Annotated in this window: 26 protein-coding genes and 1 pseudogene; 19 read left to right on the top strand and 8 right to left on the bottom strand. The window is 68.8% G+C overall.

What is annotated here, in order from left to right; all coding sequences use genetic code 11:
* Positions 1 to 5: 5 nt before the first annotated feature.
* The gene (locus AMO33_RS16395; protein ID WP_060593140.1) at positions 6 to 1,382 is read right to left on the bottom strand and encodes a SagB family peptide dehydrogenase; all 1,377 of its coding nucleotides are present in this window, start codon (positions 1,380 to 1,382) and stop codon (positions 6 to 8) included.
* 45 nt (positions 1,383 to 1,427) lie between these two features.
* Positions 1,428 to 2,408, bottom strand: a complete 981-nt coding sequence (locus AMO33_RS16390) for an ABC transporter substrate-binding protein (RefSeq protein WP_041559838.1) — start codon at positions 2,406 to 2,408, stop codon at positions 1,428 to 1,430.
* Positions 2,409 to 2,604: 196 nt separating this feature from the next.
* Here AMO33_RS16390 and AMO33_RS16385 point away from each other — a divergent pair, with 196 nt between their 5' ends.
* From AMO33_RS16385 to AMO33_RS16360, 6 genes are all read left to right on the top strand, one after another.
* Entirely contained in the window at positions 2,605 to 4,473 is a 1,869-nt protein-coding gene (locus tag AMO33_RS16385) for an ABC transporter ATP-binding protein/permease (protein ID WP_060593139.1), read from the top strand.
* Between the two features lie 232 nt (positions 4,474 to 4,705).
* On the top strand, positions 4,706 to 5,074 hold the full coding sequence (rplN, locus tag AMO33_RS16380) for a 50S ribosomal protein L14 (protein WP_011207305.1): 369 nt from the start codon (positions 4,706 to 4,708) through the stop codon (positions 5,072 to 5,074).
* A 1-nt stretch (position 5,075) separates the two neighbouring features.
* Entirely contained in the window at positions 5,076 to 5,390 is a 315-nt protein-coding gene (gene rplX, locus AMO33_RS16375; protein WP_011207306.1) for a 50S ribosomal protein L24, read from the top strand.
* Position 5,391: 1 nt separating this feature from the next.
* Positions 5,392 to 5,955 (top strand): 50S ribosomal protein L5, encoded by a 564-nt coding sequence (rplE, locus tag AMO33_RS16370; protein WP_011207307.1) that lies wholly within the window; start codon positions 5,392 to 5,394, stop codon positions 5,953 to 5,955.
* A gap of 3 nt (positions 5,956 to 5,958) precedes the next feature.
* Positions 5,959 to 6,144 (top strand): type Z 30S ribosomal protein S14, encoded by a 186-nt coding sequence (locus tag AMO33_RS16365; RefSeq protein WP_011207308.1) that lies wholly within the window; start codon positions 5,959 to 5,961, stop codon positions 6,142 to 6,144.
* 106 nt (positions 6,145 to 6,250) lie between these two features.
* Positions 6,251 to 6,904: a Uma2 family endonuclease gene (locus tag AMO33_RS16360; protein ID WP_060593138.1), complete on the top strand. Its 654-nt coding sequence runs from the start codon at positions 6,251 to 6,253 to the stop codon at positions 6,902 to 6,904.
* 46 nt (positions 6,905 to 6,950) lie between these two features.
* On the opposite strand, the gene AMO33_RS31505 is transcribed toward AMO33_RS16360, so the two are convergent.
* The gene (locus AMO33_RS31505) at positions 6,951 to 7,430 is read right to left on the bottom strand and encodes a DUF4352 domain-containing protein (protein WP_060593137.1); all 480 of its coding nucleotides are present in this window, start codon (positions 7,428 to 7,430) and stop codon (positions 6,951 to 6,953) included.
* Between the two features lie 318 nt (positions 7,431 to 7,748).
* On the opposite strand from AMO33_RS31505, the gene AMO33_RS16350 reads away from it, so the two are divergent.
* Positions 7,749 to 9,080 (top strand): cation:proton antiporter, encoded by a 1,332-nt coding sequence (locus AMO33_RS16350; RefSeq protein ID WP_170916133.1) that lies wholly within the window; start codon positions 7,749 to 7,751, stop codon positions 9,078 to 9,080.
* Here AMO33_RS16350 and AMO33_RS32605 read toward each other — a convergent pair.
* Together AMO33_RS32605 and AMO33_RS16340 are read right to left on the bottom strand one after the other, a co-directional pair.
* Positions 9,027 to 9,599, bottom strand: a pseudogene (locus AMO33_RS32605) (response regulator transcription factor); the annotation flags it as partial. The gene AMO33_RS16350 and the pseudogene AMO33_RS32605 sit on opposite strands and share 54 nt — an antisense overlap.
* Positions 9,596 to 10,609, bottom strand: coding sequence for a sensor histidine kinase (locus AMO33_RS16340; protein WP_060593136.1), 1,014 nt, complete (start codon positions 10,607 to 10,609; stop codon positions 9,596 to 9,598). The pseudogene AMO33_RS32605 and the gene AMO33_RS16340, both read right to left, overlap by 4 nt.
* 177 nt (positions 10,610 to 10,786) lie before the next feature.
* Here AMO33_RS16340 and AMO33_RS16335 point away from each other — a divergent pair, with 177 nt between their 5' ends.
* The gene (locus AMO33_RS16335; RefSeq protein ID WP_060593135.1) at positions 10,787 to 11,062 is read left to right on the top strand and encodes a hypothetical protein; all 276 of its coding nucleotides are present in this window, start codon (positions 10,787 to 10,789) and stop codon (positions 11,060 to 11,062) included.
* Between the two features lie 62 nt (positions 11,063 to 11,124).
* A complete protein-coding gene (locus tag AMO33_RS16330) occupies positions 11,125 to 12,408 on the top strand; it encodes an ArsB/NhaD family transporter (RefSeq protein ID WP_011207315.1) in 1,284 nt (427 codons plus the stop codon).
* On the opposite strand, the gene AMO33_RS16325 is transcribed toward AMO33_RS16330, so the two are convergent.
* Together AMO33_RS16325 and AMO33_RS16320 are read right to left on the bottom strand one after the other, a co-directional pair.
* Positions 12,399 to 12,806 (bottom strand): MerR family transcriptional regulator, encoded by a 408-nt coding sequence (locus tag AMO33_RS16325; protein ID WP_060593134.1) that lies wholly within the window; start codon positions 12,804 to 12,806, stop codon positions 12,399 to 12,401. The two genes, AMO33_RS16330 and AMO33_RS16325, sit on opposite strands and share 10 nt — an antisense overlap.
* Before the next feature lie 10 nt (positions 12,807 to 12,816).
* A complete protein-coding gene (locus AMO33_RS16320; RefSeq protein ID WP_060593133.1) occupies positions 12,817 to 13,350 on the bottom strand; it encodes a class I SAM-dependent methyltransferase in 534 nt (177 codons plus the stop codon).
* Positions 13,351 to 13,405: 55 nt separating this feature from the next.
* Between AMO33_RS16320 and AMO33_RS16315 the strand changes: the two genes are divergently transcribed.
* The 10 genes from AMO33_RS16315 (at position 13,406) to map (ending at position 19,828) form a co-directional block, all read left to right on the top strand.
* Positions 13,406 to 14,044: a class I SAM-dependent methyltransferase gene (locus AMO33_RS16315; RefSeq protein WP_060593132.1), complete on the top strand. Its 639-nt coding sequence runs from the start codon at positions 13,406 to 13,408 to the stop codon at positions 14,042 to 14,044.
* A 269-nt stretch (positions 14,045 to 14,313) separates the two neighbouring features.
* Positions 14,314 to 14,712 (top strand): 30S ribosomal protein S8, encoded by a 399-nt coding sequence (gene rpsH, locus AMO33_RS16310; protein ID WP_011207319.1) that lies wholly within the window; start codon positions 14,314 to 14,316, stop codon positions 14,710 to 14,712.
* A 14-nt stretch (positions 14,713 to 14,726) separates the two neighbouring features.
* Positions 14,727 to 15,266 carry a 50S ribosomal protein L6 gene (gene rplF, locus AMO33_RS16305; protein WP_060593131.1) on the top strand — a complete coding sequence of 180 codons (540 nt, stop codon included), beginning with the start codon at positions 14,727 to 14,729 and terminating at the stop codon, positions 15,264 to 15,266.
* A 2-nt stretch (positions 15,267 to 15,268) separates the two neighbouring features.
* Complete coding sequence (gene rplR / locus AMO33_RS16300) at positions 15,269 to 15,676, top strand: 50S ribosomal protein L18 (RefSeq protein ID WP_011207321.1); 408 nt, start codon at positions 15,269 to 15,271, stop codon at positions 15,674 to 15,676.
* 31 nt (positions 15,677 to 15,707) lie between these two features.
* Positions 15,708 to 16,364: a 30S ribosomal protein S5 gene (rpsE, locus tag AMO33_RS16295; RefSeq protein ID WP_011207322.1), complete on the top strand. Its 657-nt coding sequence runs from the start codon at positions 15,708 to 15,710 to the stop codon at positions 16,362 to 16,364.
* Positions 16,365 to 16,544 (top strand): 50S ribosomal protein L30, encoded by a 180-nt coding sequence (gene rpmD, locus AMO33_RS16290; RefSeq protein WP_011207323.1) that lies wholly within the window; start codon positions 16,365 to 16,367, stop codon positions 16,542 to 16,544. It begins immediately after the preceding gene.
* A 1-nt stretch (position 16,545) separates the two neighbouring features.
* The gene (gene rplO, locus AMO33_RS16285) at positions 16,546 to 16,989 is read left to right on the top strand and encodes a 50S ribosomal protein L15 (RefSeq protein WP_011207324.1); all 444 of its coding nucleotides are present in this window, start codon (positions 16,546 to 16,548) and stop codon (positions 16,987 to 16,989) included.
* A 155-nt stretch (positions 16,990 to 17,144) separates the two neighbouring features.
* Positions 17,145 to 18,467, top strand: coding sequence for a preprotein translocase subunit SecY (secY, locus tag AMO33_RS16280; RefSeq protein ID WP_011207325.1), 1,323 nt, complete (start codon positions 17,145 to 17,147; stop codon positions 18,465 to 18,467).
* Positions 18,464 to 19,009, top strand: coding sequence for an adenylate kinase (locus AMO33_RS16275; RefSeq protein ID WP_011207326.1), 546 nt, complete (start codon positions 18,464 to 18,466; stop codon positions 19,007 to 19,009). Before secY ends, AMO33_RS16275 begins: the two co-directional genes overlap by 4 nt.
* A gap of 18 nt (positions 19,010 to 19,027) precedes the next feature.
* Positions 19,028 to 19,828, top strand: coding sequence for a type I methionyl aminopeptidase (gene map, locus AMO33_RS16270; RefSeq protein ID WP_011207327.1), 801 nt, complete (start codon positions 19,028 to 19,030; stop codon positions 19,826 to 19,828).
* A 3-nt stretch (positions 19,829 to 19,831) separates the two neighbouring features.
* Here the strand turns inward: map and AMO33_RS16265 are convergent, their stop codons facing one another.
* On the bottom strand, positions 19,832 to 20,203 hold the full coding sequence (locus tag AMO33_RS16265; protein WP_060593130.1) for a toxin-antitoxin system YwqK family antitoxin: 372 nt from the start codon (positions 20,201 to 20,203) through the stop codon (positions 19,832 to 19,834).
* Positions 20,204 to 20,348 lie beyond the last annotated feature (145 nt).

The following is a 20,348-nucleotide window of genomic DNA, read 5'->3' as shown; positions in this document are numbered from 1 at the left end:
GGGAACTAGGTCGCGGGAGAGCCGATGATGATGCTGCCGACGCTGCATTCCTCGAGTTCGTCGACGCCCGCCGCGCTGACGAAGGCGGCGGTGTCACCGAAGCCCTGGGCGCAGGCACCCAGCCCCATGGCGGTGGCGGCGAGATAGATGGTCTGCATGAGGACGCCGACGTGCTTGAGGATCACCGCGTAGGCGACCTGCTCGTAGGTCCACATCACCCGGCCGGACCGCGCGCCCATCACGATCAGCACCTGCGGCTCGGCACCGTCGGCCAGGGTCGCCGAGGTCGACTTGATCAGCTTCTTCACCGCGGGCGAATCCGCGGGCGCCACCGGGCGCAGCACGTGATCGAACGAATCGTAGTGGTACATCCCGGACGGCAGCCCGGCCACATTGCGCACCACCGGATACAACTCCAGCTCGTAGACGCTGCCGCCGGAGGGATACGGCCGCGACAGCAGTTCCTCCCCGTCCGGTGCGGGCTTGTGTCCCCGCGTGCGCGCCGTGCGATACAGCAGTTCGGCGAGCTGGTCGACGGTCATCGGATGCGCGTCGTCGAAGGCGCGCACCGAGACCCGGTCCTCCATCACCGCCGCCAGGCTCGGGTCGGCGACCCGCAGCGCCTCCAGATCCGGCACCGGCAACGGCACCGGCGCGCCCGGGTACTGCGGTTTGCGCGCGGGCGGCTGCGGGAAACTGCCCTTGGCCCACTTGGTCGGGCCGAAGTGGTCCCAGGTCACCACCCGCTCGCCCAGCGTGCTGCGGCGGTGGAACCACAGGTCCGGCGCACTCCAGCTGCGGGTGCCGAACTCGGCGTCCTCGGCGAACTCGTCGGCGACCAGGAACCCGCACCAGTGCAGGTCCTCCACGAACTGGGTCTTGATCGGGATCGGCACGTTGGCGTCGGCCGCGCCGAGCCCGTCCAGCAGCGCGAGCAGCCGCGGATCGTGGATGCGCAGATCGCACCACGACCGCGGATGCTCGAGCACGAACCCCTCGGAATCCCGGTGCAACACCGCGAATTTCGACAGCGTCGCCGACCACGGCAGCGGCGCCGACGGCCGCGGCGCGGGCTGCCCGAAGGGCCGGATGGTGTAGAGGTCGCGCCCGCCGTCGCGGATGGTCACCGACAGCCACCCGCCGTCGGCGAGCCGGTCCATCAGCGTGGCCACGTCGGCGCCGTCGGCGGTCGCGGCCATCTCCGAGACCGTCTTCGGGCCCTGGTTCAGGGTCTTGAGCGCGCGCAGCTGCCCGGCCGCCAGACCGGTGAGCTTCTCGTTGCGCGGCGGGTCGAGCAGCACCGCGCCGGCCGGTGTCGTCAGACAGGTGACGCCGTCACGCAGCGCGAATCTGGTCTGGTCGGGATATGTGACGGCAGGCAAAACCGCTGACCTCCGCGTGTTCGTCGAACTCGATGACTGCGCTGGCTACTTCGCGGCCGCGGCGAACGCGGGCCCCAGCTTGTCGAGGATGTAGGGGACCGACAGGGCCGTCGGCTGGTTGACCGCGCTGATCTCCTGCGTGGTCAGGAACACCACGGCGCCCTTCTGCACCGAGGGCAGCTCGGCGTAGCCGGGCAGCTGGCGGTAGCGCTCGTCCATGCCGGGGGAGTAGCCCGCCAGCAGCAGATCGGCGGTCAGCTCGTCGACCCGCTCCGGGGACAGTGCGACGCGGCCCTGGTTGGCGGGCAGGTCGCGCAGGTTCTGCGGAATGGTCATGCCCAGCTGCTCGAACACCTTGGCCGAGCCGTCGTTCGGATCGGTGAGCACCATCAGCTGGGCCGGGCCGGCCAGCCAGGTGCTGGCGAAGGTCTTGCCCCGCAGCGTCGGGTTGGCCGCCAGGATGCCGGCGATCTTGTCGTCGACGCCCGCGATCACCTTGCTCGCCTCGTCCTGCTTGCCCAGCACCTTGCCCAGCGTGGTGATCTGCTCCTGCCAGGGCGTGACCGCGTCGGAGGTGAGCGCGGGCAGCGTCGGGGCCACCTTGCTCAGCTCGTCGTAGGTCTTCTGATCGGCGATGAACGGATCGGCCAGGATCAGGTCCGGCTCCAGCGCCGCCACCTGCTCGGCGATGTTGCCCGAGGGGCTGATCTGGGTCGCGGAGTCCAGCGAGCCGGGCCGCTGCCACGGCGAGGTCGACTTCGACGCCACCGCGACGTTGTCGATGTAGCCGGCCGGGGTGACGCCGAGCGCGAGCGTGCTGTCGAGCCACTGGTTGCCCAGCGCGACGATCTTCTGCGGGGTGCCCTCGATCACCGTCTCGCCGCGCGCGTGGGTGATCGTCACCGACTCGCCGCCGGAACCGCCGTCCTCGGACGAACCACACGCGCCGACGCTCAGCACGAGCGCGCCGGCCAGCACGGCCAGCGCCGCCCGCGCCCAAACGCGCGTCCTCCCAACAGACCTCATCGTGTGCACCCTCCTTCATCGAGGACAGTCCTCGATCGGCTCGCCGAGCCGCCGGTAGTAGTCAGCCAAGGCTAACCTATCTATCGAGGCGGTCCTATGGTCACCTCCCGGTTCGCCCGTTCCACTCGACACTGCGACGCCCGGCGCCCACGCATCCGCCGGGTTAGACTGCGCCGACTTTGTGGCTCGTCGTGGGATGGGAAGCTCTGGGTTGGAAACGTCAAGGGACTGGGGCAACGAGTTCGTCGAATCCCTGAAATGGTTGGGCATCGCCTTCACCGCCACCGCCGTCGGCTTCACCATCGTGGTGGCGCTGCTGCTCACCCTGACCAAGTGGGGCAGGCAGTTCTGGTCCGTCTCCGGCGGCTACTTCCGCGGCCCCGGCGCCTGGCGCACGCTGCTGTTCGTCGGGGCGCTGTTGTTCATGACGCTGGTCGTCGTCCGATTGAACGTGCTGCTCAGCTACTGGGGCAACGATATGTTCAGCTCGTTGCAGGCCGGTGGCTCGGCCTTCGCCGCGGGCGACTCCGCGGCGCTGGACCAGGCCGAGGACGCCTTCTGGAAGTCGATGATCGTGTTCACGGTCCTGATCGTCGTCTGGATCGTCAACCAGCTGGTCAACCTCTACGCCTCGATGGCCTTCGACATCCGCTGGCGGGTCTGGCTCACCGAGCACGTCACCACCGACTGGCTGCGCGACCGCGCGTTCTACCGGTCCCGGTTCATCGACAACACCATCGACAACCCCGACCAGCGTGTACAGCAGGACATCACGACCTTCGTGAACCAGTCGCGGGTGCTGTCGCTCGGCGCGGTGGAAGCGGTCGTCTCCATCGTCTCGTTCACCAAGATCCTCTGGGATCTGTCCGGGCCGATGACCCTGCTCGGGGTCACCATCCCGCGCGACGCCGTCTTCCTCGTCCTCATCTACGTGCTCGGCACGACGTTCATCGCCTTCTGGATCGGCCGTCCCCTGATCCGGATCAACTTCCTGCTCGAACGGATGACCGCCAACTTCCGCTACGCGCTGGTGCGCGTCCGCGATTCCGCCGAGAGCGTCGCCTTCTACCGCGGTGAGGGCACCGAGCGCCGCGGCCTGCTGGCCCGCTTCGCCGAGGTCATCCGGGTGCAGTGGAAGTACGTCTTCCGCTACCTGAAGTTCCAGGGCTGGAACTTCACCGTCACGCAGGCCGCGGTCATCTTCCCGTACCTGATCCAGGCCCCGCGCTTCTTCGACGGCGCGGTCAGCCTCGGCGGGGTCAACCAGACGGTGACGGCGTTCGGCAACATCCACGATTCGCTGTCGTTCTTCCGCAACGCCTACGACGAGTTCGCCGCCTACCGTGCCGCGCTCATCCGCATCGACGGCCTGCTGGTGGCCGGCGACGACTCCCGCGAGCTGCCCGAGATCGACGCCGCCGACCTCGCCGAGGGCGTGCGGCTGGACAAGGTCGACGTCCGCAAGCCCGACGGCCACGTGCTCATCGACGACCTGTCGCTGGCGCTGAGCCCCGGCGAAGCGCTGGTGGTGAAGGGCCCGTCCGGCAGCGGCAAGACCACCCTGCTGCGGGCGCTGGCGCAGATGTGGCCCTACGCCGACGGCCGGATCGAGCGCCCGGCCGGCGACGACACGTTGTTCCTGTCGCAGATCCCGTACCTGCCGCTCGGCGACCTGCGGGTGGCCGCCGAATACCCCGGCAAGCCGGAGGACATTTCCGACGACCGGCTGCGCGCCGTCCTGGAGAAGGTGCACCTCGGTCATCTGGTGGACCGGCTCGACGAGGAGGCCGACTGGGCCAAGATCCTCTCGCCCGGTGAGCAGCAGCGGCTGGCCTTCGGCCGCATCCTGCTGCTGAAGCCGAAGGTCGTCTTCCTCGACGAGGCCACCTCGGCCGTCGACGAGGGCCTGGAGTACTCGCTGTACAAGCTGGTGCGCACCGAGCTGCCGGAGACGATCGTGGTGAGCGTCGCCCACCGCAGTACCGTCGACCAGCACCACACCCGGAAGCTGGAACTCCAGGGCGACGGCCCGTGGACCCTGCAACCGGTGGCCGTGACCGCCTGAGCCGAGCGCGATGCGCCCGGATTTGGGCCGACCTGGGCTTTCCCTTACACTAGACCGGTTGCCTGCGGGAGCTCTGCCCGCAACTCGGCCGCGAACCCCCGGTGGTCGGCTCCGGAGTGCCCAACTCGGATCCAGAAAAACCGCTGGTAGGCGCGCGTTCGGGGGGTGACACGACCATGCCCGTCGGGTCGGCAATCCGGCGTGCTTTTACGTCCAGGTCAAGGAGGCTGAAGTGATTCAGCAGGAGTCGCGACTGCGCGTCGCCGACAACACGGGTGCGAAGGAAATCCTCTGCATCCGCGTTCTCGGTGGTTCGTCGCGTCGCTATGCCGGTATCGGCGACGTCATCGTCGCCACTGTGAAGGACGCCATCCCCGGCGGCAACGTCAAGCGGGGTGACGTGGTGAAGGCCGTCGTCGTGCGCACCGTCAAGGAGCGCCGCCGTCCGGACGGTTCCTACATCAAGTTCGACGAGAACGCCGCCGTGCTCATCAAGGCGGACAACGATCCGCGCGGCACCCGCATCTTCGGCCCGGTCGGCCGCGAGCTGCGCGACAAGAAGTTCATGAAGATCGTCTCGCTGGCCCCGGAGGTGCTCTGACATGAAGGTGCACAAGGGCGACACCGTGCTCGTCATCTCGGGTAAGGACAAGGGCGCCAAGGGCAAGGTCATCCAGGCCTACCCCAAGGAGAACCGGGTCCTCGTCGAGGGCGTGAACCGTATCAAGAAGCACGTCGCGAACTCCGCCAACCAGCGCGGCGCCTCCTCCGGCGGCATCGTGACCCAGGAGGCCCCCATCCACGTGTCCAACGTGATGGTCGTCGACTCCGACGGCAAGCCGACCCGCATCGGCTACCGGACCGACGAGAACGGCAAGCGGGTCCGCATCTCCCGTCGCAACGGGAAGGACATCTGACATGACCACCACCGAGAAGATCCAGCCGCGCCTCAAGGTCCGCTACCGCGAGGAGATCAAGGACGCGCTTGCGAAAGAGTTCAACTACGCCAACGTGATGCAGATCCCGGGCGTGGTGAAGGTCGTCGTGAACATGGGTGTCGGTGACGCCGCCCGCGACGCCAAGCTGATCAACGGCGCCGTCGAGGACCTGGCCCTGATCACCGGCCAGAAGCCGCAGATCCGCAAGGCCACCAAGTCCATCGCGCAGTTCAAGCTGCGTGAGGGCATGCCGATCGGCGCCAAGGTCACCCTGCGTGGCGACCGGATGTGGGAGTTCCTGGACCGCCTGGTGTCCATCGCGCTGCCCCGTATCCGCGACTTCCGCGGTCTGTCGCCGAAGCAGTTCGACGGCAACGGCAACTACACGTTCGGTCTGAGCGAGCAGTCGATGTTCCACGAGATCGACGTGGACAAGATCGACCGTCCGCGCGGTATGGACATCACCGTGGTCACCACCGCGACCAACAACGAAGAAGGCCGTGCCCTGCTCAAGCACCTCGGCTTCCCGTTCAAGGAGAACTGAGCCATGGCGAAGAAAGCTCTGGTCAACAAGGCCAACCGGAAGCCGAAGTTCGCGGTCCGCGCCTACACCCGCTGCCAGCGCTGCGGCCGTCCGCACGCGGTCTACCGCAAGTTCGGCCTGTGCCGCGTCTGCCTGCGCGACATGGCGCACAAGGGCGAGCTCCCCGGCGTCCACAAGAGCTCCTGGTGAGCTGACGCTCACCCGAGCACAACCGAACACCGCCCGAAGGCACGGACTCCCCGAGTCCGTGCCTTCGCGCGCATGGGGAGACCGCCACTCCGACTACGATGGGCGCATGCCGAGCCCACCGTCCGGCCCGCCGGACCTCCCCGAGTACCTCACGTGGGACGAGCTCGAGCAACTGCCGGACGAGATCGCCAGCCGGATCGAACTCTGGGACGGCCGCGTGGTCTGGCTCCGGAGGGGGCCCGCCGAGCATCAGGCGTTCACCTTCGCGTTGACGGCCGCGCTGAAACGGTGCACGAAGGAAGCGCACACGCATCGTCCGGACGAATGCTGGCGTGCGGACTTCGAGACGAACGTCTTCTTCGGCTCGACCGGCAAGAACGACTTCGTCACGCCGGACTTCCTGGTCTACCGGTGTCCGGACGCGCCCTACCAGGACATTCGCGCCAAGGATGTGCTGATCGTGGGTGAGGTGCTTTCCCCGTCGAACACCCCGTCCGACATCGAGGACAAGAAGGCGCGCTACGCGAAGGCGCAGATCCCGTGGTACTGGGAGGTGGTGTTGGACCGCGAGCGCAGCGCTATCCGCTACGTCCATGCCTACGCGTTGGAAGCCGGGCACGGGCGCCTGCCCGCCGGCGTCCGTCCGTTGTATCCGGCCAACTACCTGTTGGTGGGCAGGTGGCCGGCCGACGCCACGCCGGGCATCGACCTGGATGTCCCGTTCCCGATCCGGATTCCGTGGTCGGAACTCGAATTCTGAGTGCTTTCCGGCGTTACGGGATGGCGATCGTGTTCTGTCCCTCGCTTCACCGTAAGGCGATCGCCGCTCCCGGGGAGGCGGGGGCTGCACGGAGGACGAGGGTGGCGGGGGTGGTGTCGGCGGGGAGGTCGAAGGCCAGTTGGAGGGTGGTGCCGACGCCGGGGTTGTAGTCGTGGCGGAACTCGCCGTTGAGGGACATGCTGCCGGGCAGGTCGGGGGTGCGGGCGGCACCGCGGCTGTCGATCAGCTGCTGGTGCGCGTAGTCGAAGGTGACCGGCTCGTCGCCGGTGTTGGTCACCTCCACGCGGGCGACCGCGAACCGGCCCGTGGCGTCCGCGCCGGTGACGGGGCCGCCGAGGTGGGTGGCGCCGAATTCCACGCGGGTCACGACGAATTCGAGCGCGCCGTCGCGGACGGGCAGGGTGCTGCGCGCCGGGATCGGCAGCTCCTCGGGGCCGCTGTCGCCGCCCGCGGCCGTGCCGCCGCAGCCGGTGCCCCACAGGCAGATCGCGGTCAGCGCGATCACGACCCGGACGGGGAGCCTTCGAGGGCCTACTGCACGGGGTCTGCGCCGCTGTCTCACACGAATCTCACTGTTGTGGTGCTGATCTCGAGCGGCGTTCCCGGTCACCGTGGTCGGCCGTCTCAGCAGCGTATCCGCGATGTCGCGCGCGAGTGCCGGTTTTGCGACCGAACGGACGGTCCGGACCGTCCCGATAGGCTGTCGGTCATGACTGTCGAGGTATCTCACCTGCCGAGGATCGTTGTCGGTACATACTTTTCGTCGCGCAATACCCGCCGGTGCCCCCGCGCCGCCGCCCGTGCGCTACCGAGCGGCTGACCCGTGGTGGCACATGAGACCGCGCTGGCGTTGATCCAGCTGGGGGCGGTGTTCTTCGGGTTGGGGTTGCTCGGGCGGGTCGCGGCCCGGATCGGCATGTCGCCGATCCCGCTGTATCTGCTCGGCGGATTGGCATTCGGCACCGGTGGCCTGGTCGAACTGCACCAGGTGGACGAGTTCATCCACCTGGCCAGCGAGATCGGCGTCGTCCTGCTGCTGTTGCTGCTCGGACTGGAATACAGCGCGAGTGAACTGGTCACCGGCCTGCGCAAATCCTGGGCGGCCGGTGTGCTGGACTTCGCGCTCAACGCGACACCGGGGGTGCTGGTCGCCTTCGCGCTCGGGTGGGGTTTCACCGGCGCGATCGCGATGGCGGGCGTCACCTACATCTCTTCGTCCGGAATCGTCGCGAAGGTCCTCAACGATCTCGGTCGGCTCGGCAACCGCGAGACACCGGTCATCCTGTCGATCCTGGTGTTCGAGGACCTGGTGATGGCCGGGTATCTGCCGGTGCTGACGGCGGTGCTGGCCGGTGTCGGCTTCGTCGCCGGATTGCAGACGCTCGGTATCGCGCTGGCGGCGGTGACCGTGGTCCTGGTCGTGGCGCTGCGGTACGGGCGGTTCGTCTCGCTGATCGTGGACAGCAAGGACCGCGAGATCTTCCTGCTGAAACTGCTCGGCTCGGCGCTGCTGGTCGCCGGCATCGCCTCCGCGGTGCAGGTGTCGGCGGCGGTCGGCGCGTTCCTGCTCGGCATCGCGATCTCAGGGTCGACCGCGCACAACGCCACGAAACTGCTGGAACCGCTGCGTGACCTGTTCGCGGCTCTGTTCTTCGTGTTGTTCGGGTTGAGCACCGATCCGGCGACGATTCCGCCGGTCCTGGGCTGGGCGTTGCTGCTCGCGGTGGTCACCACGGCGACCAAGGTGGCGACCGGCTGGTGGGCGGCCCAGCGGGCGGGCGCCTCGCGCCTGGGCCGGGCCCGAGCGGGCACCGCGCTGGTCGCCCACGGCGAATTCTCCATCGTCATCGCGGGTCTCGCGGTGACGGCGGGCGCCGTCCCCGCCGAGTTCGCCGCGCTGGCGACGACATATGTGCTGCTCATGGCGGTCGCGGGTCCGGTGGCCGCACGCGTGGTGGAGCCGGTGATGGGGCTGCTCGCGCGCACATCGGCCAAGCCGGCGCCGGCGTCCCTGTCACGGCTCGATGAGCCCGACGCGGATGGCGTAGCGGGTCAACGCCAGCCGGTCGCGCAGCCCCAGCTTCTGGAGGATGTTCGCCCGGTGCCGGTCGACCGTCTTGACACTGATGACGAGAGTGTCGGCGATCCCGCGTGAGGAGTAGCCCTCCGCGACCAGTTTGAGGATCTCCTCCTCGCGGGCGGTGAGGATGTTGTCCGGGGGCGGTGTGCCCGCACGGGTGCGCTGCAACCACTCCCGGATCAGCGACGTCACCGCCCCCGGGTACAGGAACGGCTCACCGCGCAGCGTGGCGCGACAGGCCTCGAGCAGGTCGCGGTCGGCGACCGACTTGAGCACGTAGCCGGAGGCGCCCGCCTTCAGCGACTCGAAGAAGTACTGCTCGTTGTCGTACATCGACAGCATGAGCAGCCGGAGGTCCGGGTGACTGCGGTGGATCTCACGGGCGGCCTGGATGCCCGTCATGCGCGGCATGGCGATGTCCAGGATCACCAGGTCCAGCGGGGTGTCGGCGGCCCGCTGCACCGCCTCGTACCCGTTGGCGGCCTCGGCGACCACGGTGAGATCGGGTTCGGCATCGATGATCAGGCGCAACCCGGCGCGCACCAGGGCGTGGTCGTCGGCGAGCAGGATCCGGGCCGGTGCGGCGGCGGTCATGAACGACTCCCTTGGTCGGTGCGCGGGATCGCCAGGGCGATGTCGGTGCCTCCGCCCGGCGGCGAGTCGATGGTGAGTGTGGCGTCCACGAGCAGGGCACGCTCGCGCATCCCGCGGATGCCCGCGCCGTCGGTGGTCACTCCGCCGCGGCCGTCGTCGCGGACCCGCAGTTCGATCAGGTCGGCGCTGGCGTGCAGGCGCAGCAGGGCGCGGTGGGCCACGGCATGGCGGACCACGTTGGTCAGCGCTTCCTGCGCGACCCGGTAGCAGACCAGCTCGACGTCCGGGCCGAGCCGGGGCAGTGCTCGATCGATCTCGCGGGTCACCTCGATGCCCGCGGTGGCCGCCACCTCGGCGCACAGGGCGTTGAGCGCGCTGGCCAGGCCGAGATCGTCGAGCACGTCCGGGCGCAACCGGCGGGCGATGCCCCGCACTTCGTCCAGGCAGGCCCGCACCGTCTCCTGCGCCCCGCGCAGCTCCTCGCCCGCCGGGCCTGGCGCTTTGTCGATGGCGCGCTTCATCGACAGCAACGCGACGGTGAGGCTCTGCCCGATCTCGTCGTGCAGTTCGCGGGCGATGCGGCGGCGCTCGCCCTCCTGGGCCGCCAGGGCGGAGGCGCTGGCGGTGGTGCGCTCGGATTCCAGCCGGTCCACCATCGCGTTGAAGGCCTCGATCAGCTGGGCGAGGTCACCGTGCACGGGGGCGTCGAGCCGTCCGCTGCGCCGCAGCGGGTCGACCCGGCGCATGGACGCGATCAGCGTGTCCAGCGGGGCGAGGCTGGTGCGCAGCAACACCGCGTTCGCGGCCAGGATCACCGCGAGCCCGACGACGAGCACCGGGATCTCGGCCAGCCGCACCCGCGCGGACACCGTCGCCGGGGAGAGCGCCAGCACGAGCGTGCCCACCGTGAACACCAGGCCGTTGATCAGGAAGATCCGCCGGAACAGTGTGTCGGCGGGGGTCCGGGTGTGCCGCCGGAAGCGGCCGAGCGCGCGCACCGCAGCCTGCATCCTGCCAGTGTGGCCGCTGGGGCCTGGGGTGTCCATGAGGTCGGGCACCCATCCGGCAAGCCTCCGGCTACAGGATCGGCACCGCGGGAAATGGGTGTGTGCGCCGATGGTGGCGGGCCGGATGTCCGCCCAGACTGGAGCCACCGGTTCGGCTGGCTCGGCGGGAGGAGTTCACGAATGGACGTCGACCGCGTGACGGTACCGGGCACCGGCGTGCTGCACCACCTGCGCACCCGCGCGGGCGTCCGGTTCGCCCTGCTGACCCGCGGCGACGACAAGCAGTTGCTCGTCTACGACCAGCAGTGGCCCGACGAACCGGCCCAAACCATCACGCTGGCGCCGGACGAGGCCGATCAGCTGGCCGACCTCCTGCACAGCGCGCCGCTGCCGGACCGCGTGGCCCGGTTGGAGCGACGGATGAGCAGGCTGCTCGCCGAACGGGATCCGGCGTGAGCTCCCGCCGCGCCCGCCTCGATCCCGGCGACTGACCTGCCCCCGGCCGGGACGAGGCGACGATGCACCAACTCCTGGCGCTGACGATCTTCGCGGCGGCGTTCTGGTGCATTGCCACCGAGCGGTTCGACAAGGTCGCGACCGTACTCGTCGCGGCGGCCCTGATGGCTCTCACCGGGGTGATCCCCGGCGACGAGGTCTTCTACGACCCGCACGCGGGTATCGACTGGAACGTCGTGTTCCTGCTGCTGGGCATGATGATCATCGTCGGCGTGGTGAAGCAGACCGGATTGTTCGACTGCCTGGCGATCTGGGCCGCCAAACGCTCTCGCGGCGATCCGTTCCGGCTGATGGTGCTGCTGATGACCATCACCGCGGTCGCCTCGCCGATCCTGGACAACGTCACCATCATCCTGCTGATCGCACCGGTCACCATCGTGGTGTGTGATCGGCTGCGGCTGCCCGCGCAGCCGTTCCTCATCGCCGAGGTGCTCGCCGCCAACATCGGCGGCGCCGCGACCCTGGTCGGCGATCCGCCCAACATCATCATCGGCAGCCGGGCGGGCCTGAGCTTCAACGACTTCCTGATCCACATGGCGCCCGCCGTCGCGGTGATCTTCGCGTTGTTCGTCGTGTTCACGCGGTTCCTGTTCCGCGCGCACCTGCGGGACCGCGCGGCCGACGTGACCGCCGTGCTCGCGCTCGAGGAACGACACGCGATCACCGATCCGCGGCTGCTGCGCCGGTCGCTGCTCGTGCTCGCCGGTGTCGTGGTCGGCTTCGGGCTGCACACCGTGGTGCACGTGGCGCCCTCGATCGTGGCGCTGCTCGGCGCGGGAGCGATGCTGCTGGTCGCCGACCTGGAGGTCGGCACGGTGCTGCGTGAGGTGGAGTGGGGCACCCTGGTGTTCTTCATGGGCCTGTTCGTGATCGTCGCCGGGCTGATCCACACCGGCGTCGTCGATCGGCTGGCGGCCGTCGCGGTCGGCGCTTTCGGAGACGACCCGGTGCTGTCCTCGGCGGCGCTGGTGTTCGGGTCGGCCATCGCGGGCGCATTCATCGACAACATCCCCTACACCACCACGGTGGCGCCGGTGGTGGAGGAACTGGTCGCGCAGGCGCCCGACCACGCCACCGGGCAGGCGCTGTGGTGGTCGTTCGCGTTCGGCGCGGATTTCTCCGGCAACGGGACGGCGGTCGCGGCGGGCGCCAACGTCGTCGCACTGGGGATCGCCCGCCGCGCCGGGCATCCCATCACGTTCTGGCAGTTCACCAAGTACGGCGTGGTCGTCACCGCGCTGTCGACCACGCTCGCCTGGCTGTACGTGTGGGTGCGCTACTTCTGACCCGGGTCCGCTGGGAGGGCGGCGGTGAGGGCGGTGCGGAAGTGCGGGCAGGTGCGGACGTCCTCGGCGGTGCAGTCGAGGGCGTGTTCGATGGCGGCGCGGGCGGCCTCGGCGCGGGCGATGTGCTCGGTGAGCCGGGCGTGCTGGGCCTGGAGCAGCCTGCGGCGGCCGGACCGGTCGGCGACCCGGGCGAACAGCTCGCGGATCTCGTCGAGGGAGAAGCCGACGGATTTTCCGATCAGGATGACCCCGACGCGCTCGACGTCGTCGGCTCGGTAGCGGCGCCGCCCGCCCGCGTCCCGGCGCGGGGTCAGCAGGCCCGCGTCCTCCCAGTGCCGCAGCACATGGGTCGCCAGACCGAAGCGCGCCGCGAGTTCCCCGATCGACAACTCCGCCACTCTCCCGACTCTAGGCGCCGCCGGGGCGCGCGGTGATCCGCGTGAACAGGCTGAACCACGACAGCGGCGCGCGCTCGACCGTGCCGAACACCGATCGCAGGGCGGTCAGGGCCGGTGCGGTGCGGACGAACCGGAAGTCGTAGACGACCAGGCGTCCGCCCGGGGCGAGCACGCGCGCGAGTTCGGCCGCCGCCGCGGGCAGATCCGGCCATTCGTGCATCGACAGCGTCGAGACCACGTAGTCGAGGCTGCCGTCGGGAAACGGCAGGTCCGCCACGTCCGCGACGGCCAGCCGGGCGCCCGGGGCGCGTCGGGTGGCGAGCTCGATCATGTGTGGGGAGAGGTCGGCGCCGGCGAGGACGAGGTCGGGGCGGCGGCGCGCGATGCGGGCCAGCAGCCGCCCGGGTCCGGTCCCCACATCCAGCAGCCGGGCGCCGGGTGGCGCGTCCACCTCGGCGGCGACGCGGTCGTAGAAGCGGGTGAGCAGCCGGGTCGCCCGGCGGTCGTAGGCGGTGCTCGCGGCCGGGTCGAGGAAGGTGTTCATGGACCGAGCGTGCGAGTTCAGGTCGACCTGAAGTCAAGGCCGCTACGATCGGACGATGGCGTCGCTGGTCACGAAGGTTCTCGGTACGGTCGCCGGCCAGCTGGGCAACCCGCACGGGGTGCTCGGCAAGGGCGTGGCGCTCATGCTCAACCGCACCAACCGGGCGATGATCGCGGCCGCGGTGGACGCCGCCGAGGTCGGCCCTGGCGACATCGCCGCCGACGTCGGTTTCGGCGGGGGCGTCGGCCTGTCGATGCTGCTCGACCGGGTCGGCCCGGACGGCTCCGTGGTCGGTGTGGAACTCTCGCCGGACATGCTCTCGCGCGCCCGGTCGGGGTACGCCCGCGAGATCGCGGCGGACCGGCTGACCCTGCGCGAGGGTTCGCTCACCGAGCTGCCGCAGCCCGACCGCAGCCTGGACGCGCTCATCACGGTCAACACCCTCTACTTCGTGCCCGAACTCGACCGCGCCTGCCCCGAGCTGGCGCGGGTGCTGCGCCCGGGCGGGCGTGCGGTGGTCGCGGTCGGCGATCCCACCGACATGGCGAAGCTGCCCTTCACCGAGCACGGTTTCCGGTTGCGCCCGGTCGCCGAACTCCGGGCCGCGCTGACCGCCGCCGGTCTGACGGTCGAGCACATCGGGCGACCGCGCAAACCCGTCGGCCTGCACCTGCTCGTCGGCCGTCGGCCCTGACCGTTCGCCCGTGTCGGCGGGACCACCCGCCCACCTCGGGTGATGCGAAGCGGGGCCCGATTTTGTCCAGGTCGGCCGGTTGCCTACACTAGAGCGGTTGCCTGGGCACTTCCATGCCTTCGTGCGTGTCGTGCGCCCGGGCGATACGTACCCCGCCGGTCGGCAGCTGCCGGCCGGACCAGCCGAATTGTTGTAGGCCCACCATCCGTGTGCGCGAGCACGTGGGTGCTGCATGGGAACCGCAGCGAGAAAGGTGTCGAGGTCGAACCATGACCATGACCGATCCGATCGCAGACTTCCTGACCCGTCTGCGCAACGCCAACTCGGCGTACCACGATCAGGTGAAGGCTCCGCACTCGAAGCTCAAGGCGAACATCGCCGAGATCCTCAAGCGCGAGGGCTACATCGCCGACTACCGGACCGAGGATGCCCAGGTGGGCAAGACGCTCGTCGTCGACCTCAAGTACGGCCCCAGCCGTGAGCGCAGCCTCGCCGGCGTGCGCCGCGTGTCCAAGCCCGGTCTGCGTGTGTACGCGAAATCCACCAACCTGCCCAAGGTCCTGGGCGGCCTCGGCGTGGCGATCATCTCCACGTCCCAGGGTCTGCTCACCGACAAGCAGGCGGCCAAGCAGGGCGTGGGCGGCGAAGTCCTCGCTTACGTCTGGTAAGGGAGTCAGGACAAATGTCGCGTATTGGTAAGAAGCCCATCGCAGTCCCGTCGGGCGTCGAGATCACCATCGACGGCCAGCACGTGTCGGTGAAGGGGCCCAAGGGCACCCTGACCCACACCGTCGCGGAGCCGATCACCGTCACCCGTGGCGAGGACGGCCAGCTCGAGGTCGCCCGCCCCAACGACGAGCGCCGCAACCGCTCGCTGCACGGCCTGACCCGCACCCTGATCGCCAACATGATCGAGGGCGTCACCAAGGGCTACGAGAAGAAGATGGAAATCTTCGGCGTCGGTTACCGCGTGCAGGCCAAGGGCTCGAACCTGGAGTTCGCGCTCGGCTACAGCCACCCGGTGCCGGTCGAGGCCCCCGAGGGCATCACCTTCGCGGTGGAATCGCCCACCAAGTTCTCCGTGTCCGGAATCGACAAGCAGAAGGTCGGCCAGATTTCGGCGGTCATCCACGGTCTGCGCAAGCCCGACCCGTACAAGGGCAAGGGCATCCGCTACGCAGGCGAGGTCGTTCGCCGCAAGGTCGGAAAGACGGGTAAGTGATCATGGCGCAAACCGAAAACCAGAAGTCCAAGCGCATTCCGCTGGGCAAGGACGTCTCCACCCAGCGCCGTCTGTCGAAGGCGCGCCGCCACTTCCGCCTGCGCAAGAAGATCGCCGGCACCACCGAGCGTCCGCGCCTGGTGGTCCACCGCTCCTCGCGGCATTTGCACGCGCAGCTGGTGGACGACACGGTCGGCAAGACCATCGCCGCCGCCTCCTCGATCGAGCCCGATGTGCGGGCCGTCGAGGGCGACAAGACCGCCAAGGGCAAGAAGGTCGGCGAGCTGATCGCCGCCCGCGCCAAGGCGGCCGGTGTCGAGGCCGTCGTGTTCGACCGTGGTGGTCACGACTACCACGGCCGCATCGCGGCGCTGGCCGATGCCGCTCGTGAAGGCGGGTTGAAGTTCTGATGATGAAGACTGCGAACGGAAGGAACGTCTGATGCCGGGACGTCAGCGGCGTGACGGCGGAAACGGACCCGCCGGACAGAACAGCAATGGCCCCGAGGGCCGTGACAACCGTCGTGGCGGCGGCGACCGCCGCGGTGGCGGTGACCGTCGGGACAACGCGGCCGAGAAGAACCAGCTCGAGCGCGTCGTCGCGATCAACCGTGTGTCGAAGGTCGTCAAGGGCGGCCGTCGCTTCAGCTTCACCGCGCTGGTGATCGTCGGCGACGGCAACGGCCTGGTCGGCGTCGGCTACGGCAAGGCCAAGGAAGTTCCCGCGGCCATCCAGAAGGGTGTCGAGGAAGCGCGCAAGGGCTTCTTCCGCGTCCCGATGATCGGCTCCACCATCACCCACCCGGTCCAGGGTGAGGCGGCCGCCGGTGTGGTCATGCTGCGTCCGGCTTCGCCGGGTACCGGTGTGATCGCCGGTGGTGCGGCGCGCGCCGTGCTGGAGTGCGCCGGTATCCATGACATCCTGGCGAAGTCGCTCGGCAGCGACAACGCCATCAACGTCGTGCACGCGACCGTTGCGGCTCTCAAGCAGCTGCAGCGCCCCGAAGAGGTGGCGGCCCGCCGTGGCCTGCCGCTCGAGGACGTCGCTCCTGCGGGCATGCTGCGTGCGCGCGCTCAGGCGGCTGGAGGTGCCAGGTAAATGGCAGATCTCAAGGTGACCCAGATCAAGAGCTCGATCGGCGCCAAGAAGAATCAGCGCGACAGCCTGCGGACGCTCGGTTTGCGTGGCATCCGCAAGTCGGTCGTGCGGGAGGACAACCCCCAGAACCGCGGGCTGATCAACGTCGTGCGCCACCTCGTGACCGTTGAGGAGGTCTGACATGACCATCAAGTTGCATCACCTGCGTCCCGCCCCCGGCGCCAAGACCGACAAGACCCGCGTGGGTCGCGGTGAGGGCTCCAAGGGCAAGACCGCGGGCCGTGGTACCAAGGGCACCAAGGCGCGCAAGAACGTCCCGGCCGCCTTCGAGGGTGGCCAGATGCCGATTCACATGCGGCTGCCGAAGCTCAAGGGCTTCACCAACAAGTTCCGCACCGAGTACCAGGTCGTGAACGTGGGCCGCATCGCCGAGCTGTTCCCGCAGGGCGGCACGGTCGGCAAGGCCGAGCTGGTCGCCGCGGGCGCGGTGCGCAAGAACCAGCTGGTGAAGGTCCTCGGCGACGGCGAGATCGGCGTCGCGGTCCAGGTGACCGCCGACAAGGTGACCGGCTCCGCCAAGGAGAAGATCACCGCGGCCGGTGGCACTGTCACCGAGCTGGCCTGACGGTAGGCTCTGACGTAGTGGCACCGGACGAGAAGCCTCGTCCGGTGCCACTGTTAGAGTTCAATAGCTCTGCCAAGCCAAGCCTCGTCATGGTTTTCGGCGTCCTCAGCTGAAACATCCATGTCTTGACCATGTCGTTCGCGCCAGGAGGATCTGTGCTTTCCGCCTTCGTATCGGCCTTCCGGACTCCGGACTTACGGCGGAAGATTCTCTTCACGCTGGGGTTGGTCGCGCTGTACCGAGCCGGTGCCTCGTTGCCGTCTCCCGGCGTGGACTACAAGGCCGTGCAGGAGTGCGTGGACCTGGTCTCCGGCGGTGAGAACGCCGGCATCTACCAGCTGATCAACCTCTTCTCCGGTGGTGCGCTGCTGCAGTTGTCGGTCTTCGCGATCGGCATCATGCCCTACATCACCGCGAGCATCATCATCCAGCTGCTCACCGTCGTCATCCCGCGGTTCGAGGAACTGCGCAAGGAAGGCCAATCCGGCCAGACGAAGATGACGCAGTACACCCGGTACCTGTCGATCGCGCTGGCGATCCTGCAGGCCACCGGCCTGGTCGCGCTCGCCGCGCGCGGGCAGCTGTTGCAGGGCTGCCAGCAGGACATCCTGGCCGATACCAGCATCTTCGGCATGATCATCATCGTCCTGGTGATGACCGCCGGCGCGGCGCTGGTGATGTGGTTCGGCGAGCAGATCACCGAGCGCGGTGTCGGCAACGGCATGTCGCTGCTCATCTTCGCCGGTATCGCCGCCCGCATCCCCACCGAGGGCAAGGCGATCCTGGACAGCCGCGGCGGCATGGTCTTCGCGCTGGTCTGCGTGGCCGCGTTCCTGATCATCGTCGCGGTCATCTTCGTCGAGCAGGGCCAGCGCCGGATTCCGGTGCAGTACGCCAAGCGCGTGGTCGGCCGCAAGATGTACGGCGGCTCCTCGACCTACCTCCCGCTGAAGGTCAACCAGGCCGGTGTCATCCCGGTGATCTTCGCCTCATCCCTGCTGTACCTGCCGAACCTGATCGCACAGCTGACCGGCTCGCAGACCGCCACCGATCCGAGCTGGTGGCAGGAGATCATCCAGAAATACCTGGTCAATCCCAGCAACCCGATCTACATCGCGATCTACTTCGGCCTGATCGTCTTCTTCACCTACTTCTACGTCGCGATCACCTTCAATCCGGAGGAACGCGCCGACGAGATGAAGAAGTTCGGTGGCTTCATCCCCGGGTATCGTCCCGGTAAGCCGACCGCCGATTACCTGAATTTCGTGCTGAGTCGCATCACGCTGCCCGGCTCGATCTACCTCGGTCTCGTCGCCGTCCTGCCCAACGTGTTCCTCGACATCGGCAACTCCGGTGGCATCCAGAACCTGCCGTTCGGCGGCACCGCGGTACTGATCATGGTGAGCGTCGGTTTGGACACGGTGAAGCAGATCGAAAGCCAGCTGATGAACAGAAATTACGAAGGGTTCCTCAAGTGAGAGTTGTACTGCTCGGTCCGCCGGGTGCCGGCAAGGGCACCCAGGCCGTCCTGCTGTCGGAAAAGCTGGGCGTCCCGCACATCTCCACCGGGGACCTGTTCCGCGCGAACATCAGCCAGCAGACCCCGCTGGGCCGCGAGGCCCAGAAGTACATGGACGCCGGCGACCTGGTGCCCAGCGATGTGACCAACCGCATGGTCGAGGCGCGGGTGAACGAGCCCGACGCCGCCAACGGGTTCGTCCTCGACGGGTATCCGCGCACGGTCGACCAGGCCGACGCGCTGGAGAAGATCCTCGGCGACATGAACTCCAAGCTGGACGCGGTGCTGTGCTTCGTCGTCCCGGAGGACACCGTCGTCGAGCGCATGCTCGCGCGCGGCCGCAACGACGACACCGAAGACGTCATCCGCAACCGCATGCGGGTCTACCGCGAGGAGACCGAGCCGCTGCTCGACCACTACGACGGCCTGGTCGTCACGGTCGACGGTGTCGGCGAGGTCGACGAGGTCAACGAGCGGGCGCTGCGGGCGCTCGGCCGTTGACGCCGGAGCGCTGAACCAGTGGTCTTCGGCCGGAAGAACAAGAAGGTGGTGCCGTTCCGCACCGCCGGTGAGCTCGACGCGATGGCGGCGGCGGGCGCGGTGGTCGGCCGCGCTCTCGTCGCCGTCCGCGCGGCCGCCAAGCCGGGGGTGTCCACCCTCGAGCTCGACGAGGTCGCCGAGCAGACCATTCGCGAGGCGGGCGCGGTGCCCTCGTTCAAGGGCTACCACGGTTTCCCCGGCTCCATCTGCTCGTCGGTGAACGACCGGGTCGTGCACGGCATCCCCAGCGCCGAGGAGATCCTCGCCGAGGGTGACCTGGTGTCCATCGACTGCGGCGCCATCCTCGACGGCTGGCACGGCGACTCCGCCTGGACCTTCGGCGTCGGCTCGATCATCGAGGCCGACCGGCTGCTCAGCGAGGCGACCCGCATATCGATGGAGGCGGGCATCGCGGCCATGGTGCCCGGCAACCGGCTCACCGACGTCTCGCACGCCATCGAGCTGGGCACCCGGGCGGCCGAGCAGGAGCACGGCCGCGCCTACGGCATCGTCGACGGGTACGGCGGTCACGGCATCGGCCGCGAGATGCACATGGACCCGTTCCTGGCCAACGAGGGCGAGCCCGGCCGTGGCCCGCAGCTGGTCGTCGGTTCGGTACTGGCCATCGAGCCGATGCTGACCCTCGGCACCACCCAGACCAAGGTGCTCGACGACGACTGGACCGTGGTCACCGTCGACGGCAGCCGCGCCGCGCACTGGGAACACACCGTGGCCGTCACCGAGGACGGGCCGCGGATTCTCACCCCGCGGCCGGAGTAGGTCTCAGATACCCCGTCGAGCGCGGCGACCCGCGGCGATCTCGACGGGGTCGCCGTTCTCATCCCATTTCCGGCGCCGGATCATGCGTCCGGCGTCGTCGAATTCGCGTTCCTCGGCCAGCTGTCCGTTGCGGTGCCAGAACCGGTGCACGCCCACCGGCATGCCGTGGCGCATCTCGCCCTCGGCCTTGCGCCCGCCGTCGGCCCACCATTCCCGTTCCGGCCCGTGCGCGAGGCCGTCGACGTAGAACTGCTGGGATACCAGCTGTCCGCCGACCTGCTCGACCACCTCGCCGGTGAACGGCTCGCCGTCGTGCTCGAGGCGCTGGTCGTCGGCGTACGAAACGGCGTCCACCGCGAGGTCGATGCGTTTCACTGGCCCTCCTGCTCGTGCTCGGTGCGGCCCGGCTCGTCGTTCGGTGGCTCGGGTGTGTCCGAATCCCGGTGGGGTTCCGGGACGTACCCGTCGACCAGGTGCGCGGGCAGGTGCGGGAAGCTGTGATACCTGCCGCTGTGATTGG

The sequence above is a fragment of the Nocardia farcinica genome (assembly GCF_001182745.1).
In the GTDB taxonomy this organism is placed as follows: domain Bacteria; phylum Actinomycetota; class Actinomycetes; order Mycobacteriales; family Mycobacteriaceae; genus Nocardia; species Nocardia farcinica.
The sequence above is the reverse complement of the archived record's forward strand: the minus strand, read 5'-3'. Positions and strand labels throughout refer to the sequence as shown.

Excerpts from the sequence above, each read along its gene's own strand:
- rplX (WP_011207306.1), top strand. The coding sequence starts at position 5,076 with ATGAAGGTGCACAAGGGCGACACCGTGCTCGTCATCTCGGGTAAGGAC.
- AMO33_RS16385 (WP_060593139.1), top strand. The coding sequence starts at position 2,605 with ATGGGAAGCTCTGGGTTGGAAACGTCAAGGGACTGGGGCAACGAGTTC.
- AMO33_RS16365 (WP_011207308.1), top strand. The coding sequence starts at position 5,959 with ATGGCGAAGAAAGCTCTGGTCAACAAGGCCAACCGGAAGCCGAAGTTC.
- AMO33_RS16390 (WP_041559838.1), bottom strand. The coding sequence starts at position 2,408 with ATGAGGTCTGTTGGGAGGACGCGCGTTTGGGCGCGGGCGGCGCTGGCC.
- rpmD (WP_011207323.1), top strand. The coding sequence starts at position 16,365 with ATGGCAGATCTCAAGGTGACCCAGATCAAGAGCTCGATCGGCGCCAAG.
- AMO33_RS16330 (WP_011207315.1), top strand. The coding sequence starts at position 11,125 with ATGCACCAACTCCTGGCGCTGACGATCTTCGCGGCGGCGTTCTGGTGC.
- rpsE (WP_011207322.1), top strand. The coding sequence starts at position 15,708 with ATGCCGGGACGTCAGCGGCGTGACGGCGGAAACGGACCCGCCGGACAG.
- AMO33_RS16340 (WP_060593136.1), bottom strand. The coding sequence starts at position 10,609 with ATGCAGGCTGCGGTGCGCGCGCTCGGCCGCTTCCGGCGGCACACCCGG.
- AMO33_RS16335 (WP_060593135.1), top strand. The coding sequence starts at position 10,787 with ATGGACGTCGACCGCGTGACGGTACCGGGCACCGGCGTGCTGCACCAC.
- rpsH (WP_011207319.1), top strand. The coding sequence starts at position 14,314 with ATGACCATGACCGATCCGATCGCAGACTTCCTGACCCGTCTGCGCAAC.
- rplO (WP_011207324.1), top strand. The coding sequence starts at position 16,546 with ATGACCATCAAGTTGCATCACCTGCGTCCCGCCCCCGGCGCCAAGACC.
- rplE (WP_011207307.1), top strand. The coding sequence starts at position 5,392 with ATGACCACCACCGAGAAGATCCAGCCGCGCCTCAAGGTCCGCTACCGC.
- rplR (WP_011207321.1), top strand. The coding sequence starts at position 15,269 with ATGGCGCAAACCGAAAACCAGAAGTCCAAGCGCATTCCGCTGGGCAAG.
- AMO33_RS16360 (WP_060593138.1), top strand. The coding sequence starts at position 6,251 with ATGCCGAGCCCACCGTCCGGCCCGCCGGACCTCCCCGAGTACCTCACG.
- AMO33_RS16320 (WP_060593133.1), bottom strand. The coding sequence starts at position 13,350 with ATGAACACCTTCCTCGACCCGGCCGCGAGCACCGCCTACGACCGCCGG.
- AMO33_RS16315 (WP_060593132.1), top strand. The coding sequence starts at position 13,406 with ATGGCGTCGCTGGTCACGAAGGTTCTCGGTACGGTCGCCGGCCAGCTG.
- rplF (WP_060593131.1), top strand. The coding sequence starts at position 14,727 with ATGTCGCGTATTGGTAAGAAGCCCATCGCAGTCCCGTCGGGCGTCGAG.